The sequence below is a fragment of the uncultured Microbacterium sp. genome, from assembly GCF_937927635.1.
In the GTDB taxonomy this organism is placed as follows: Bacteria; Actinomycetota; Actinomycetes; order Actinomycetales; family Microbacteriaceae; genus Microbacterium.
This window is the reverse complement of sequence record NZ_CALBRW010000013.1, coordinates 21,423-37,033: the sequence shown is the minus strand read 5'-3', so window position 1 is coordinate 37,033 and position 15,611 is coordinate 21,423. Positions and strand designations below refer to the sequence as shown.

15 protein-coding genes and 1 tRNA gene are annotated in these 15,611 nt (G+C 68.0%); 13 read left to right on the top strand and 3 right to left on the bottom strand.

Features of this window, described 5'->3' with window-relative positions:
- Nucleotides 1-82 precede the first annotated feature (82 nt).
- The 11 genes from Q0568_RS03960 (at nucleotide 83) to Q0568_RS03910 (ending at nucleotide 10,584) form a co-directional block, all read left to right on the top strand.
- Nucleotides 83-1,078 carry an ABC transporter permease gene (locus Q0568_RS03960; protein ID WP_298862584.1) on the top strand — a complete coding sequence of 332 codons (996 nt, stop codon included), beginning with the start codon at nucleotides 83-85 and terminating at the stop codon, nucleotides 1,076-1,078.
- Nucleotides 1,075-1,968: an ABC transporter permease gene (locus tag Q0568_RS03955; protein WP_298862581.1), complete on the top strand. Its 894-nt coding sequence runs from the start codon at nucleotides 1,075-1,077 to the stop codon at nucleotides 1,966-1,968. Before Q0568_RS03960 ends, Q0568_RS03955 begins: the two co-directional genes overlap by 4 nt.
- Nucleotides 1,968-3,005, top strand: a complete 1,038-nt coding sequence (locus tag Q0568_RS03950; RefSeq protein WP_298862578.1) for an ABC transporter ATP-binding protein — start codon at nucleotides 1,968-1,970, stop codon at nucleotides 3,003-3,005. The genes Q0568_RS03955 and Q0568_RS03950 overlap by 1 nt, the downstream gene beginning before the upstream one ends.
- A complete protein-coding gene (locus Q0568_RS03945; RefSeq protein ID WP_298862575.1) occupies nucleotides 2,998-3,837 on the top strand; it encodes an ATP-binding cassette domain-containing protein in 840 nt (279 codons plus the stop codon). The genes Q0568_RS03950 and Q0568_RS03945 overlap by 8 nt, the downstream gene beginning before the upstream one ends.
- Nucleotides 3,834-4,493: a histidine phosphatase family protein gene (locus tag Q0568_RS03940; RefSeq protein WP_298862572.1), complete on the top strand. Its 660-nt coding sequence runs from the start codon at nucleotides 3,834-3,836 to the stop codon at nucleotides 4,491-4,493. Before Q0568_RS03945 ends, Q0568_RS03940 begins: the two co-directional genes overlap by 4 nt.
- The gene (locus Q0568_RS03935; protein WP_298862569.1) at nucleotides 4,490-5,284 is read left to right on the top strand and encodes an endonuclease/exonuclease/phosphatase family protein; all 795 of its coding nucleotides are present in this window, start codon (nucleotides 4,490-4,492) and stop codon (nucleotides 5,282-5,284) included. Before Q0568_RS03940 ends, Q0568_RS03935 begins: the two co-directional genes overlap by 4 nt.
- Nucleotides 5,285-5,338: 54 nt before the next feature.
- On the top strand, nucleotides 5,339-6,925 hold the full coding sequence (locus tag Q0568_RS03930) for an ABC transporter substrate-binding protein (RefSeq protein ID WP_298862564.1): 1,587 nt from the start codon (nucleotides 5,339-5,341) through the stop codon (nucleotides 6,923-6,925).
- Nucleotides 6,926-6,994: 69 nt separating this feature from the next.
- Nucleotides 6,995-7,954 (top strand): nucleoside hydrolase, encoded by a 960-nt coding sequence (locus Q0568_RS03925; protein WP_298862561.1) that lies wholly within the window; start codon nucleotides 6,995-6,997, stop codon nucleotides 7,952-7,954.
- Nucleotides 7,955-7,961: 7 nt separating this feature from the next.
- Nucleotides 7,962-8,891 (top strand): DUF6772 family protein, encoded by a 930-nt coding sequence (locus tag Q0568_RS03920; protein ID WP_298862558.1) that lies wholly within the window; start codon nucleotides 7,962-7,964, stop codon nucleotides 8,889-8,891.
- Nucleotides 8,888-10,261 carry an FAD-dependent oxidoreductase gene (locus tag Q0568_RS03915; protein WP_298862556.1) on the top strand — a complete coding sequence of 458 codons (1,374 nt, stop codon included), beginning with the start codon at nucleotides 8,888-8,890 and terminating at the stop codon, nucleotides 10,259-10,261. The genes Q0568_RS03920 and Q0568_RS03915 overlap by 4 nt, the downstream gene beginning before the upstream one ends.
- Nucleotides 10,258-10,584: a hypothetical protein gene (locus tag Q0568_RS03910; protein ID WP_298862553.1), complete on the top strand. Its 327-nt coding sequence runs from the start codon at nucleotides 10,258-10,260 to the stop codon at nucleotides 10,582-10,584. Before Q0568_RS03915 ends, Q0568_RS03910 begins: the two co-directional genes overlap by 4 nt.
- A gap of 16 nt (nucleotides 10,585-10,600) precedes the next feature.
- On the opposite strand, the gene Q0568_RS03905 is transcribed toward Q0568_RS03910, so the two are convergent.
- From Q0568_RS03905 to Q0568_RS03895, 3 genes are read right to left on the bottom strand one after another with little or no spacing between them, the layout of a single operon-like run.
- Nucleotides 10,601-11,782, bottom strand: coding sequence for an amidohydrolase family protein (locus tag Q0568_RS03905; protein WP_298862550.1), 1,182 nt, complete (start codon nucleotides 11,780-11,782; stop codon nucleotides 10,601-10,603).
- A 19-nt stretch (nucleotides 11,783-11,801) separates the two neighbouring features.
- Complete coding sequence (locus tag Q0568_RS03900) at nucleotides 11,802-12,785, bottom strand: proline racemase family protein (RefSeq protein WP_298862547.1); 984 nt, start codon at nucleotides 12,783-12,785, stop codon at nucleotides 11,802-11,804.
- Between the two features lie 16 nt (nucleotides 12,786-12,801).
- Complete coding sequence (locus Q0568_RS03895; RefSeq protein ID WP_298862544.1) at nucleotides 12,802-13,731, bottom strand: ornithine cyclodeaminase family protein; 930 nt, start codon at nucleotides 13,729-13,731, stop codon at nucleotides 12,802-12,804.
- A gap of 95 nt (nucleotides 13,732-13,826) precedes the next feature.
- Here Q0568_RS03895 and Q0568_RS03890 point away from each other — a divergent pair.
- Nucleotides 13,827-13,917, top strand: a tRNA-Ser gene (locus Q0568_RS03890).
- Between the two features lie 236 nt (nucleotides 13,918-14,153).
- Entirely contained in the window at nucleotides 14,154-15,365 is a 1,212-nt protein-coding gene (locus Q0568_RS03885) for a Fic family protein (RefSeq protein ID WP_298862541.1), read from the top strand.
- Nucleotides 15,366-15,611: the final 246 nt, after the last annotated feature.

The window sequence follows — 15,611 nt, the reverse complement described above, 5'->3', positions numbered from 1 at the left end:
AGGAGAGAAGCATCGAAATAAAGCAGGAAAAGTCGGGCTTGACAGAACCATCAAGGTGAGCGAACCTACATGAACGATAACGTTGAGCATCCGACGTAGCGAGATCGATGAGGATCCGGCGCTGTCCGAACGGCGTCGCCATTGGAGGTGGGAAGTGCTCGGGTACACGGTGCGACGGCTGCTGCTGGCCGTCTTCGTGCTCTGGGGCGTGGTGACGGTGGTCTTCCTGATCGTCCGCCTGATCCCCGCGGATCCTGCCGTGCTCGTCGGCGGGATGGATGCGACGCCGGAGCAGGTCGAGGCGATCCGGCACCAGATGGGCCTCGACAAGCCGCTCATCGTGCAGTACTTCGGCTACCTCGTCGGTGCATTCGCCGGCGACTTCGGCACCTCCTACACGCAGGGCGTGCCGGCGATGAGCCTGGTCGCCCGTGCGCTGCCGAACACCGCGATCCTCGCCGTACTCGCCTGCTCGCTGGCTCTGATCGTCAGTTTCCCGCTGGGGCTGCTGGCCGCGCTGAAGGTCAATCGTCCGGCCGATCGGGCCGTGACCACCATGAGCCTGCTGACGCAGTCCCTTCCCGGATTCTGGGTGGGCGTCGTGCTGATGCTGATCTTCTCCCGGCTGCTGCAATGGCTGCCCAGCGCGGGGCTGGACACACCGGACGCCCTCGTGCTGCCGGTCATAACCGTTGCGCTGCCGTTCATCGCCATCCTCACGCGCATGACGCGCAGCGGACTGCTCGAGGTCGTGGGCGAGGGGTACATCGCCACCGCACGCGCGAAGGGCCTGTCCGAGCGCATCGTGATCTTCGTGCACGCCACGCGCAACGCGATGATCCCCGTCATCACCCTGGTCGGACTCGAGTTCGGAACCCTGCTCGGCGGCGCTGTCATCACCGAGACCGTGTTCAGCTTCCCCGGTGTCGGCAGGCTCCTGGTCGATTCGATCCTGGTCCGCGACTACAACCTCGTGCAGGCCTGCGTCGTGATCATCGCCGCCGGGTTCGTCCTGGTCAATCTGATCGTCGACCTGCTGTACGGCTACCTCGACCCGAGAGTGAGGCTCGCGAAATGACCGCCGCACTGCCACCGACCATCGCCATCCAGACCATGCAGCGTGCGAAGCGAGCGCGCCGCGCGGTGACCGTGCGGATCGTGACCCCGATCATCGTGATCGCCCTGTTCGTCGTCGGCGCGATCTTCGTCCCCCTCCTCTACGGGTTCGACCCGCTGCACACGGAGGTGCTGCAGCGACTGCTGCCACCCGGTTCGGAGCTCCAGGACGGATCGACGGCGATCTTCGGCACGGACCAGGTCGGGCAGGACCTCTTCGCCCAGATGATGATGGGTGCGCGCGTCTCGCTCACCGTCGGGATATCCTCGCTCCTCGTCGCGGGAGCGCTCGGCGTCATCCTCGGCCTCTTCGCCGGCTACTTCGGCGGCTGGCTCGACAACACGCTGATGCGCATCGCCGATGTGCAGCTGGCCTTCCCCGGCATCCTGCTGGCGATCCTGCTCTCCGCAGTGCTGGGATCCAGTCTCTGGAACGTGATCGTGGTGATCTCCATCACCAACTGGGTGGTCTTCGCGCGCGTGACGCGGAGCCAGGTGCTGGCGCTGCGCAACCGGGAGTACGTCGAGTCGGCGCGCACCCTCGGCGCCAGCTCCTGGCACATCATCTTCCGCACGCTCTTCCCTGGCTGCCTCGCCCCCATCCTCGTCGTCGCGACCGTCGAGTTCGGTCACGTCGTCCTGCTCGAGGCGGCGCTGTCCTTCCTCGGCGTCGGCGTGCCGCTCGGCATCCCGAGCCTGGGAACCACCATCCACAACGGCACGGCGTACCTCGTGTCGGCGTGGTGGATCTCCGTGCTCCCCGGGATCGCGCTGGCGGCCCTCGTCCTCGCGACCGGCGTGCTCGGCGACGCCCTGCGCGACCGTTTCGATCCGACGCTGAGGAGCGCGTGATGATGAGCACACCGCACCGTCGCAACGACGCCGCAGCCGAGACGGACGACGTGCTGCTGAGCGTGCAGGACCTCCAGGTGGAGTTCGCCACCTCGGCGGGCGTGGTCCGCGCGCTCGACGGGGTGAGCTTCGACGTCCGGGCGGGGGAGACCCTTGCGATCCTCGGAGAATCCGGCTCGGGAAAGTCCGTGACCGCGCAGGCGATCATGGCCCTGCTGCCGAAGCCCGCCGGCTCGATCGTGGGCGGACAGGTGCGCTACCGGGGCACCGACCTCGTCGCCGAGCCCGTCAGCCGCGTGCGCGAGCTGTGCGCCACCGAGATCGCGATGATCTTCCAGGACCCGCTGAGCTCGCTCAATCCGGTGTTCCGGATCGGCTACCAGGTCGCGGAACCGTTCCGGCGCCGGCTCGGCATGGGGAAGCGCGAGGCGTGGGCCAGGGCACTCGAACTGCTCAAGCGCGTCGGCATCCCGGATGCCGAGACCCGCATCCGCGACTATCCGCATCAGTTCTCCGGTGGCCAGCGCCAGCGCATCATGATCGCGATGGCGATCGCGCTGGAGCCGCGGCTGCTGATCGGCGACGAGCCGACCACAGCGCTGGACGTCACCGTGCAGAAGCAGGTCATGGATCTGCTCGCCGACCTGCAGGCGGAGACCGGCATGGGGATGATCCTGATCAGCCACGACCTCGGCGTCGTCGCCGACGTCGCTCAGCGCGCGGCGATCATGTACGCAGGACGGATCGTGGAGACCGGGAGCATCCGGGGGATCTACGACACTCCCGCCCACCCGTACTCGCAGGGTCTGCTGTCGTCGATTCCGAGCAACACGGCCATCGGGGAGAGGCTCACGCCCATCGTCGGATCGCCTCCGAATCTGCTCGCGCTGCCGACCGGCTGCTCCTTCCACCCGCGGTGCCCCTTCGCGACAGAGGTGTGCCGCACCACCGTGCCGGTGCTGCGTCAGCCCGACGGGTGGGAACCGGGCCACGTCGCAGCCTGCCATCGCTCCGAGGAGGTGCTGACCCATGCCTGAGACGCACGTGCACGGTGAGAGCGCCCTGCTGACCGTCTCGCATCTGAAGGTCGCCTATCCGATCCGCTCCTCGGTGCTGCTGCGGAGGATCGGCGACAACGTCGCGGTGTCGGACGTGGACTTCGAGATCAGGCCGGGTGAGACGGTCGGCCTGGTCGGGGAGTCGGGGTCGGGGAAGTCGACGATCGCGCGCGCGGTGATCGGGTTGGTCCCGCCGTCCGGTGGGCGGATCAGCTTCGAGGGCGCGGACATCACGAACCTCTCACCGCGGCGGATGAAGGATGTCCGCCGCAACATGCAGATGGTGTTCCAGGATCCGTATGCCTCGCTCAACCCGCGGCTGACGGTCCGGGACATCATCGCGGAGGGGTGGCGCGTGCATCGCGGCATCGTGTCGCCGAAGGACTGGACCCGCGAGGTGAAGGAGCTCATGGACCGGGTGGGCCTGAACCCCGACTACTCGGACCGGTACCCGCATCAGTTCTCCGGCGGTCAGCGTCAGCGCATCGGCATCGCGCGGGCGCTCGCGCTGCGCCCCCGGCTGATCATCTGCGACGAGGCGGTGAGCGCGCTCGACGTCTCGGTGCAGGCGCAGGTGCTGAACCTGCTCGAGGATCTGCAGGCCGACCTCGGTCTGTCGTACCTGTTCATCTCGCACGACCTGTCGGTGATCGAGCACATCTGCGATCGCGTCCTCGTCCTGAACAAGGGCGTCGTCGTCGAGGAGGGCACAGCACTGGAGCTGTTCGAGAACCCTCAGGACGAATACACCCGTGCCCTGCTGGCCGCGGTGCCCGTCGCGCGTCCCTGGCTCGTCGAGGAGACGCCATGAGCGGCCGCGTCACACTGCACCTGATCCGCCACGGCGAGTCGCTGTGGAATGTCGAGGGGCGCTATCAGGGACACGCGGACTCCGGACTCACCGAACTCGGCCGCAGCCAGGCCCACGCACTCGGAGGAGCCCTCGCGGCGCAGGTCCCGGTGCCCGACCTCGTGCTCGCCAGCGATCTGCCCCGGGTGGCGGATACGGCCGCCGACTACGCGGTTCGCGTAGCCGCCGACGTGCGACCCGTGCCCGCACTGCGGGAGATGAGCGTCGGGGATTGGGCCGGCCTGACCTTCGAGGAGGCGGAGGCCGTGCACCCCGACATCGTCGCGGCGGTCGTCTCCGGCGCGGACGTGCGGCGGGGCGAGGGCGGCGAGACGTTCGCGGAGACGCGCGAACGCGTCACCGCTGCGCTCGAGAGTGCCATCGAGGAGGTCGACGACGGTGCCGACCGCGTGATCGTCGCCTTCACCAGCGGCAACCCGATCCGCCTCGCCGTGGCGCACATGCTCGGTCTGCCCAGTCCCGGTCACATGGCGCTGAGCCCGCCGGACAACTGCTCCGTCACGACGATCCGGCTGCGGGCCGGGCGCCGCGAACTCGTCCGCTACAACCATGACATCGCGCCGGCCCGTCCGGCTGATCAGAGGGAGATATCGTGACCGCCCCGTTCACGTTCATCGCGCAGACCCACAATCTGTGGGGTGACCATCACGGTGCGGACCGGGCTGACGCGCTTCGCGGACTGTACGAGCGGCGTGCTCCCGATCTGCTGGCGACCCAGGAGACGCGAGCCTGGTCGCGGGATCTGCTGGACGCCACCATGCCGGGACACGACCGCGTGCAGGACGACTTCGCCGGCTGGCAGGACGAGGGCTGCCTCTGGTGGGATCGCGAACTGTTCACCGAGGTGGAGCACGGCGCGGAGGACGTCGGCATCCACTCTCCGCACGCGCGGCTGTTCTGGGTGCGCCTGCAGGTGGAGGGGACCGACCGGACCCTGCTGTGGACTACCGCCCATCTCTCGTACTCTGGCAATGCCGTCGAGGTCGAGACCGGTGTCAATCAGCGCACCATCCAGGCCCGACGGGTGATCGAGACGCTCGAGCGGCTCACGCATCCCGGAGAGGCGGTGCTGTTCGCCTCCGACACGAACGCGATCGCCACGGCGATCTGGATCATCGGCAACGCCGGCTATCTGGACGGATTCTCCGCGCTCAACCGCCAGGCGCCGCCCACGCATCCGGTGATCCCCAATGCCTTCGCAAGCGTCGTCGGCACGCCGAAGTCGCCGATCGCGAGTCCTCAGAAGACCATCGACTACATCTTCTTCCGCGGCCCGCTGCGCGCACGCGCGGCCGAGGTCGTGGAGTACTTCGACCGGGGGATCGCGCCGAGCGATCACTACCCGGTCGCCACCGCGTTCGCCCTGGATCGCACGACGGGCGGATGATTCGCACCACTGCTCCACGCACTACCCGAAAACCCTGAACAAGAGGAGAAGGCAATGACATCGCTTCGCGCGAGGATGGGAGCGGTCGCCGCCATGGCGACGATCGCGGCCCTCGCTCTCGTCGGCTGCTCCGGGGGCGGAGGCGGCACAGGCGCCGCCTCTGCAAAGCCCCTGCCCGACGCACAGCAGAACCTCACATACATCCCGGCCTATGGCTGGTCGGGATCGGACATCTCCCAGGCGCCCCTCGAGATCGGCATCAACATGGCGATCTCTCAGACGCTCGAGACCGTGATCACCCTGGACAAGGACAACAAGCCGCAGCCCAAGCTCGCGACGTCCTGGGAGTGGACGGATCCCACCACGCTCGTCCTCAAGCTGCGCCAGGGGGTGAAGTTCACCGACGGCACGCCGTTCACCGCCGCCGACGTGAAGGGGTCCATCGAGCGCTACATCGGGTGGAAGGCGGCTCTGGCCACCGTCCTCTCCTCGATCGACACCGTCGAGGCGACCGACGACTCCACGGTCACGATCAAGACCAAGGCGCCGACGGGCACGCTGCTGGGCGTGCTGTCGCTGGTCAGGATCGGCCAGGCGAAGTACTCGCACGCGGACACCACCATCCAGGCCGACAACGACTACTGGGCCAAGCCCATCGGCACCGGTCCGTTCATCATCAGCGACTACGTGGCCAACGATCACTTCACCTTCACCCGCAACGACGACTACTGGGGCAAGAAGGCGAAGCTGAAGAAGCTGACCATGAAGCAGGTGACCGACGTCAACGGCAAGATCACCGCGCTCTCCAACGGGCAGGCGCAGGTCGTCGGGGACGTGCCCAACGACCAGATCGAACAGGTCAAGGCGATGAACGGCGTGACGTTCACGCAGGAGAAGAGCCTCAACTACTACTTCCTGTGGTTCGACAACAAGAACGAGTACCTCAAGGACCAGCGCGTCCGCGAGGCGATGTGGTCTGCGCTCGACCTGCCGACGATCCAGAAGCAGCTGTTCGGCGACACCGCGTCGGTCATGGACGCGTACTGCCCGGTGTCCGCGTTCGGATGCCTCCCGCCCGCCAAGGGCATGCCGAAGTACGATCCTGACCGCGCCAAGAAGCTGCTGGCCGAAGCGGGATACCCCGACGGGTTCACGGTGGACGCGATCTTCAGCAACGCCAACGGCGCCGGCTTCGCGAACATGATGCAGGCGTTCATCTCGGCGTGGAAGGCCGTCGGCGTCACCGTCGAGCCGCGCGCGCTGGACTCGGCGTCGTGGCTGAAGGTGTTCGGCACGGTCAACCCCGACGGCACGCACGCCTGGGACATGGACGTGCAGGCCAACCAGACCGCGACGGGCGACGCGGACTACACCATCTACCGCCTGTACAACTGCACGGCCGCTCGGCTGGGCTACTGCAACGAGGACTTCGACAAGCTGACCATCCAGGCGCAGCAGAGCTCGGACCAGGATGCTCGTCTCGAGCTGTACCAGAAGGCGGCCGACGTGCTGCGGGCAGACACCCCGGCTATCCCCCTGTTCGAGATCAAGGTGAACGCCGCCGCGAGCTCGAAGGTCAAGGGCATGGTCATCCCGCCGAACGAGTTCATCGATTTCAGCACGGTGTACCTCACCGACTGAAATCCGCGTGACGGGGCGCCCTGCGCCCCGTCACGCGTCCCGCCGCATCACATGAGAGGGAGTCCCGCTGTGGGCATCCGCATCCCCGTCGTCATCGACACCGACAACTCCTTCGGGATATCCGGCGCGGAGGTGGACGACGCGTTCGCGCTCGCCGCAGCGCTGGCCCTTCCTGCTCTGGACGTGCTGGCGGTGACCACCGTGCATGGGAATGCCGGTATCGGCGATGTCACGACCGCGACGCGGATGCTGATGCGGGATCTCGGTCGTCCGGAGCTGCGCGTCGAGCGAGGCGCCGGCCGTCCGCTGCGCAGGCCGCTCCGTGTCCGCATCCCGGACGGCGCCGATGACGGCGCCGATGACGACGGCGGCGCGGCGCTGGACGCGCTCGCGTCTGCCGTGCGGTCCAGGCCGGGCGAGGTCGTCATCATCGCGCTGGGGCCGCTCACCAACATCGCGAGGCTGCTGACCAGGGAGCCCGACATCGCGGGGATGGTGAAGGAGATCGTCGCCATGGGCGGCGTGTTCTCCGGCACGACGGGTCGCCTCGACCTTCCGGGCGAGTTCAACATCTGGGTCGATCCCGATGCCGCCGCTGTCGTGCTCGGCTCGGGCGCTCCGCTGCGCATGGTGGGGCTGGACGTGACCGAGCGCGTGCGACTCACCTCGGATATGGCACGGGCTCTGGCCGCGGAGGACGGCGTCATCGGACGCCTCGGGCGTCACGCGCTGGAGTGGATCTCCGTCGTCGGACATCGCCGGCCGCACGACCCGCGTGCACAGGGATCCTGCGCGATGCACGATGCGATGGCGGTCGCCGCCGTCGTGCGCCCCGATCTCATGGACTGGCACGACGCGCGGCTCGAGGTGGAGACGCAGTCCGACCTGACCCGGGGTGTGATCGTCGCCGACCTCGGTCTCACCGCGCGACCGCCGGCGCCGAACGCGCGGATCGCTCTCGACATCCGCGCCGGGGAGGGCATCCGCTGGCTGTCCGACCTTCTGGTAATGCCACCGACGAGAGGATGAGCCCCGCATGCAGAGGTTCGTGAGCTACGAGCGCGGTCTCGAGCGCTTCACCCCGCTGGAACGGGTGATCACCTACGACGACTTCGACGCCGGCTACAACGGGTGGCTCGACCTGACGCCCAACTACGTGTACGACGACTACGAATCGTTCCCGTCCGCGGTCGATCTGGGCAGCTGGGCCCCCTGTCAGCTGAGCTCGGGTCCCATGCGGTTCGCCTCCTCGGCGGGGTCGATGGAGGGCGCGTACTCCCTCAAGCTCACGACCGCACCCACCGGAGGCCCGCACACCGAGCCGCCGCGGCCGGGCAGCATGGGGCATGCGATCAAGCGCCTCTCCCGGTTCGGCGATCCCGAGTTCATCCAGATCGAGGCCTGGTACTCCTATACGCCCGTGCAGGACCGGGTGGGGCTGGGCGAGGAGGACATCCGCGCATTCGGGTTCTTCTTCGATGTGCAGGATGCGGAGTACCGGTACATGCCGGGAGTCCGGTACGTCAACTCCCTCGGCGGGAGGCTCGTGAAGAAGTGGCAGTACTACCGGGTCGGCGACGGAGTGACGCGGCAGGAGTGGAACTTCGGCGTCGAAGACGGCTGGTGCCTGCCCGGCGTGGACAACCAGTGGTACGGGCGCCGCTTCGAGGACGGCTCCGCCGACGGATATCAATGGGTTCCCGGCGGAGAGCAGGAGCTCGTCTACAACGAGAGCCCTGACAAGATCAACTGGCTGTACTTCCGACTGAAGGTCGACGTGCGCCGTCGCGAGTACGTCGAGCTGCAGTCCATGGACCGGGTGTTCGACATGCGCGGCCTGCAGCCCACGCTGGTGCCCGGCTACCGCTCCATCGACGGGCTGATCAACCCCGTGTTCTTCATCGAGGCCGATACCGATCGCTCGGTGAACCTGTACCTCGACTCCGTCGTCTACTCCTGCGAATGAGCGGAGGAGAGATGCTCATCACCGAATCGCCGCGCGAGACCCCGGTTGCGGGCGACTACGACATCGTGGTCGTCGGCGGCGGACCGGCGGGCGTGATCGCCGCGACGGCTGCCGCCCGCAATGGTGCGAGAACCCTCCTCATCGAGCGCTACGGCTTCGTCGGCGGGATGGCCACCAGCGCCCTCGTCACTCCGATCAGCGAGTTCCGTGTCGGCGGGCGGCAGCACATCGGCGGCATTCCGCTGGAACTCATGCGTCGCGCAGCCGAGCTCGGCGGGGCCGAGCTGGACCGTGACAGCGGCAACTGGCCGGTCGACGACGAGATCCTCAAGCTCGCGGCGCAGCGCCTGCTGGTGCAGAGCGGCGTCACCCTGCTGCTGCACACCTGGTTCGCCGACGTCGTCGTCGGCGAGGCGGGGGTCAGCCACGTGATCGTGCAGAACAAGGCGGGGCGTGTCGCCTACGGATGCCGCGTCGTCGTGGACTGCAGCGGCGATGCGGATGTCGTCAGGGCGGCCGGGCTGGCGACGACGAAATCCGCCGTCCTCCAACCTGCGACGCTGTGGTTCCAGCTCGGCGGCGTCGACACCGACGCCCTCGCGCCCCTCTTCACCGACGCGGTCGACGGGATCCTGCCGGTCTCCGAGCCCATCCGCCGTCGTCTCGCGGAACTGCATGCCGCGGGAGAGTTCCCGCTGTTCGGAGGACCCTGGATCAACGGCTTCTTCCACAGGGGGATGGTGAGCATCAACATCCTGCGCGAGCCGACGGATGCCAGTGATCCGGCGACGTTCTCCCGAACCGAGGTCAGTCTCCGCGAGAAGATGCATCTCGCCATCTCCGTGCTGCGCAGGGAGTTCCCCGAGTTCCGCGACGCATGGCTGGCCAAGTCCGGCATCCAGACGGGAGTGCGCGAGACGCATCACATCGTCGGGCTCTACGAGCTCACCCGCGATGACGTGCTGAATCCCAAGGCCTTCCCCGACACGGTTGCGAAGGGAGCGCATACGATCGACATCCACCAGGCCGACAGCATCGACCAGAACGACTTCGTCATCCTGCGCCGGCCCTACAACGTTCCGCTGCGCTGCCTGATCCCCGCCGGGGGAGTGAACCTCGTCACCGCGGGGCGGAGCCTCTGCGCCGATGGACCCGGGTTCGGCTCGGTGCGGGTCATGGCGACCTGCATGGCCATGGGACAGGGGGCGGGCACCGCGGCCGCGCTCGCCCTCGAGCAGGACGGCGTCGTCGCCGGCGTCGATCCCGGCCGGCTGCGGCAGCGGCTGATCGAGCAGGACGCGATCGTCGACTTCGACGATGTCGACGAGGCGGGGCGGCAGCCGGTCGGCTCGGAGAGGAGCCTGCCTTGAGGCGCAACTACACGTCGGTGGTCGCACGCCGGGTGCGGATCGACGGCGACTACAGCACACTTCCCTTCGAAGCGGGGTGGGCCGCGGAGGCCGTCGTGTTCGTCCAGGCCGAGGGAGACCATCCCGACCTCCACCTCGTCGCGCAGGTGTCCCCGGACGGTCTCGCCTGGGTGAGCCGTGGTCCCGGCGTGGTATTGCGGGCAGGGGAGGACATCACGGAGTTGCCGCTGACGGTCTTCGGCAACTGGCTGCGCATCAGCATCACCGGCGCGTCGAGTTCGGCTCCGGCCAGGATCCTCGTGCACATCAACGCGAAGGGCTGAGCGCCGTAGCGCGTCGTCAGACCACGAGCCCCGCGCGCACCACGGCGACGCGGGCGTCCTGCTCCCACAGGGCGCTCGCGTCGGTCAGCGGATCGGATGACAGCAGCACGGCGTCGCCGTAGGCGCCCTTGCCGAGATGTCCCAGCGCCTCGTCGCCGATGAGCTCGGCGTTCACCGATGTCATCGAGCGCAGTGTGTCCGCAGCGCTGGATGCGGCCACCTGCAGGCGCACCCCGGCGAGCTGGTCGTCCTCGAGGTCGCCCATCAGGTCGGTGCCGAAGCCCACGCGCACGCCTGCCGCATGGGCCAGGCGCACGGCATCCTGCCCCTTCTCCAACACGACGGCGTTCTTCACGAGCGATGTCTCGTTGAGCCCGATCGAGGCGCCTCGCCGGTCCATGGCGTCGTACGCGGCGAGGGTCGGCACGAGAAAGGCGCCCGCGGCCGCCATCATCGAAGCGGTCTCCTCGTCGATGAGATTGCCGTGCTCGATCGAGCGGATGCCGGCGTTCACCGCGTGCTGCACGGCCTCGGACGAGTACGCGTGCGCGCACACGTACGAGCCGCGGCGGGTGGCCTCCTCGACGACGGCGCGCAGCTCCTCGGCGGAGTACTGCGGATTGCGGATCGGGTCGACCAGCGAGAACACCCCGCCGGAGGCCATCACCTTGATCGCGTGCGCACCGGTGCGCAGCCGGTTGCGCACGGCCAGGCGCAGGTTGTCGACGCCGTCGACGACCTCGCACATGTGCCCATGCGAGAAGCACACGTCCACGTGCGCGGACCGGGGATCGCCGTGCCCGCCGGTCTGGCTGAGCGCGGGACCGGTGAAGTGGTACCGGGGAGACAGGAACAGATCGGCGTCGATCGCCTGGGCCAGCCCGATGTCACCACCGGCCACGTCGCGCACGGTCGTGAAGCCGCGCTGAAGTGCCCGGGTCAGACGCCTCGTGCCGTTGATGGCGGCGTAGCTGAGCGGTCCTCGTTCGTTCTCGAATCCGTCCATGCTGGTGGCATAGGCGTGGAAGTGCGCATCGATGAGTCCGGGGACGAGCCAACGGCCAGAGGCATCCAGCACCTCGGCATCCGCTCCCGCGTCTGAAACGACCCGGCCGTCCACGATGTGCACGTCGCGGGCAGTGAAAACTGCGCCGTCCCAGACCTGGGCGCCGGTGATGCTGATCGATCCCGTCCTCATGATGTCCTCCTGAAGTACGTCAGCGCAGGCTGAAGCCGGATGCGAGCGGATCGCCCTCGTCGAGCTCGAACGAGCAGGCGCCCACCCGGTGCGCGATGCCGCTGACCTCGGGAATGACTCCGCGCGAGGTGCGCTCGGCGATGCGCGCGAGGAACCGCGTGCTGATGATCGAGTCGTGCGTGAGCACGTCTCCGTCGGCCAGTTCGCCGGTCTCCGCCAGCAGTGCGACGCGCGCGGCCGTGCCCGAGCCGCAGGGGCTGCGATCCACTTCGCCATCGGCGAAGACCGTCACGTTCCGCTGGTGCGGACCCTCGGCGGTGCGGCCCAGATCGTCGAAGAGGATCGTGCCGTAGACGCCGCTGAGGCGGGCATCCTCCAATTGTGCGGAGGGATGCTCGTTGAGCGCCCACTTGATCTCGCGACCGATGGCGATGAGATCGGTGGTGTCCTCCGGAACGACGGACAGACCGACAGCGGATGCCGGAAGCGTGGCGTACACGGCGCCGCCGAACACCAGGTCGACGATCACGTCGCCGCGCGAGGTGTGCAGCGGGATGCCGCGCTCGAGCACGCGGGACTCGACGTTGCGGAAGACGATGTCCTCGATGCGCCCCGCGCTCTGGCGCACGCGCGCCTGCACGCGTCCGCTGGGCACGTCGATGGTGACGACGGTCTCGCCGTCGGGGTCGGAGGGCACCAGTCCGGTGCGCACGGCCCAGGCGCCCAGCGCGATCGTGCCGTGCCCGCAGGCGGTGGAGAAGCCGTCCTTGTGCCAGAACAGCACGCCGAAGTCGGCGCCGGCGTCGTCGGGCGGCGTGATGAACCCGCCGTACATGTCGTCGTGCCCGCGCGGCTCGAGGCAGAGGAAGCGGCGGATGCCGTCGGCTTCGCCGCTGATCGCCTCCACCCGGCGCTCGGCGACGGTCGCGCCGTGCGTGGGCACGTCCCGCACGATGCGGAACGGCTCGCCGGCGGTGTGCCAGTCCTCGGTGGTCCAGAGCATGCGGGGTCTCTCCTTCTCAGATCGCCAGGCGGGCGGTGGCGAGGTCCTGCCAGCCCATGCCGCAGGTCTTGACGATGCGCGGCCGGTCCGTCGCGGGGGCGACGGCGCCGGTGAACAGATCGTGCATGGTGACCAGATCCGCATCCTGCAGGGTTCCGGCCTCGAGGGCGCGGATGACGTCGCCGGCCTCGGAGGTTCCGACCCGCCGGCTCTCGACGATCACCTGCGAGCGGCCGACGAGTGCCGGGTCGAGCTCGGCCTTCTGCGGCTCGTGCGAACCGATCGCGACGATGGTCGCGTCGTCACGCACGAGGTCGGATGCGAAGAGGGGATCGGATGCCGTGGTGGCGCACACGATGAGGTCGGCGTCGTACACGGCATCCGGGGTTCCGACGGTGATGCGGGCGTCCGGTGCGTACTGCCGGGCCTCGTCGACGGCGGCGGCCGCGCGTTCGGTGTTCCGACCGATGAGCTCGACCGAGCGCAGCGGGCGGATGGCCTGCAGTGCCTCGACGTGGCGGACCGCCTGCGGTCCGGTGCCGAAGATGACCGCGTCACCGGCATCCGGGTTCGCGAGCAGATCGACGCAGGCGGCCGAGACGGCGGGCGTGCGCAGGCTGGTCAGTGCGGTGCCGTCGAGGATGGCGGTGGGGGCGAGGGTGGTGCCGTCGAGCAGGATGTAGAGGGCCTGGATGCGCTCGAGTCCGCGCGCGGGGTTGCCCGGCGCGACGGTGGCGAACTTCTGACCGACGGCGCCGTCGACGGCGGCCGGCATGAGCAGGAGCTGTCCATTTGGGACGTCGAGGATGCCCCGGGGCAGGTCTTCTTCGGGATCGAATCCTGCGCGCAGAACGCGCTGCAGTTCGTCGATCGCGGCGGCCATACTCACCCGGTCGGCGATGGTCTGCGCGCCTATCAAGGTCAGGTCGGCGATGACGTCGGGCATGGCGCGAGTCTAGCTCAGTAATATGTCACATGCTAGTGAGCCTGGTCGCCATCCTGATTCGCGCGCAGGCGGCCCCGTATCGTAAGCTTGTCCGCGGTGACGTGTCCGAGCGGCCGAAGGTGCAACTCTCGAAAAGTTGTGTAGGGTAACCCCCTACCGTGGGTTCAAATCCCACCGTCACCGCCAGAAGTTCAGGGTCCTGAGACGAAGTCTTGGGGCCCTGAACTGTTTCCGTCGGCGGTTGGCACTATGGACAGCACGGCCCTACGTGGCCGGAGGCTCCGCGCGCCGCCCTTCGCTCCGGGCGCAAGCCGATGGGACATGCCGGCGATCGTGTGGGGTGCGGTCCTGTCCTGGAATAGTGATCTCACTGATCAAGTTTATGCATTCAAAGGTTGAATAACATGTGAGAAGATCAAGGTATGGAATCGCCTGAGCTGGTGGGCACGTCGTGGCCTGTACACGACGTGGAGACACTGCCCTGGCGTCAGCGGATCCGCGGCGGCACCCGTGCCGATCGGATGCTCAGTTCCGTCGACGCGACGATCCCTCCGATGATCGCGGAGCGGGACTACCTCCCACCCGTCAAGACGACGGTCATGTCGGAGGAGGCCCTGCTCGCCGTGGCACAGGCGGACACCGATGCCGAAGGGCATTCGGCGGCGATGAGCCGCTTCATGATGCGCACCGAGTCTGTCGCCTCATCGAAGATCGAGCGCATCACCGCCGATGCGGCGGACTACGCCAAGGCCCTGGCAGGCAACCGCTCGAACACCTCCGCGACGAGCATGGTGGCGGCGAGCACCGCGCTGCACAGCCTGGTCACCGTCGTCGGAGAGCGCGGACGCTTCGAACTCGACGATCTGCTGGCGGCGCACCGCGCACTGATGAAGGCCGATCCGATGGAAGCCACCTATGCCGGGCGGCTGCGCGACATGCAGAACTGGATCGGTGGAAGCGACTACTCCCCTCGAGACGCCCTGCATGTCCCGCCGGCTCCGGAACGGGTGCTCGCTCTCGTCGAGGACCTGATCGCCTACCTCAATCGCGACGACGTGCCTGTGCTGGCGCAGGCAGCGATCGGTCATGCCCAGTTCGAGTCGATCCACGCGTTCACCGACGGCAACGGCCGCATCGGTCGCGCCATGGTGTCGGCCGTGTTCCGCCGGCGGGGCGTGACCCGCAACGCCGTCGTCCCCCTCGCCAGCGGCCTGCTCGCGAAGCGCGACGACTATTTCGCCTCCCTCGGCGAGTACCGGAAGGGCGAGCCGGCACCGCTCATCGACCTGTTCGCAAGGTCAGCACGGTCTGCCGGGATCTGTTCGCGCGACTCCATCGCTCGCATCAAGGCACTCCCGGACGAGTGGATGGATGAGCTGAAGCCCCGGAAGGGCTCTGCGGCTGCGGCGCTGATCCCGGCGTTCTACGACCACCCGGTCATGACTGCTGCGGAGATCGAACAGCGTTCTGGATCGAGTACGCCCGCGGCCTACCTGGCGATCGATCGGCTCGCCGAAGCGGGGTTCATCGAAGAGGTCACGGGGCGAAAGCGCGATCGCGTCTGGGTCGCCTCCGAACTGCTTGCCGAGCTCGACGATCTCGACCGGCGCATTCACGTCGCGATGACGGCCTGACCTCTGCGGCAGGCCGGATCGCCGGGTCTCTCCAGGATGCCACTGCCACCGGCATCCTGTACGCCTCTTATGCATCCCTTCTGCATCGGCTCGACGGCGGCTCTGCGCGACGTGTGCGCGCGTATCGTCTTCCCTTGGAATCCGCGCGACCGCTCCTCGACAGTGTCGCCGCAAGTGCGCCCACGGACGTTCGTAGAACACCAGGTTCAACGAAGACAGAGGAGTCGCCATGTCCGTTTCCATGAG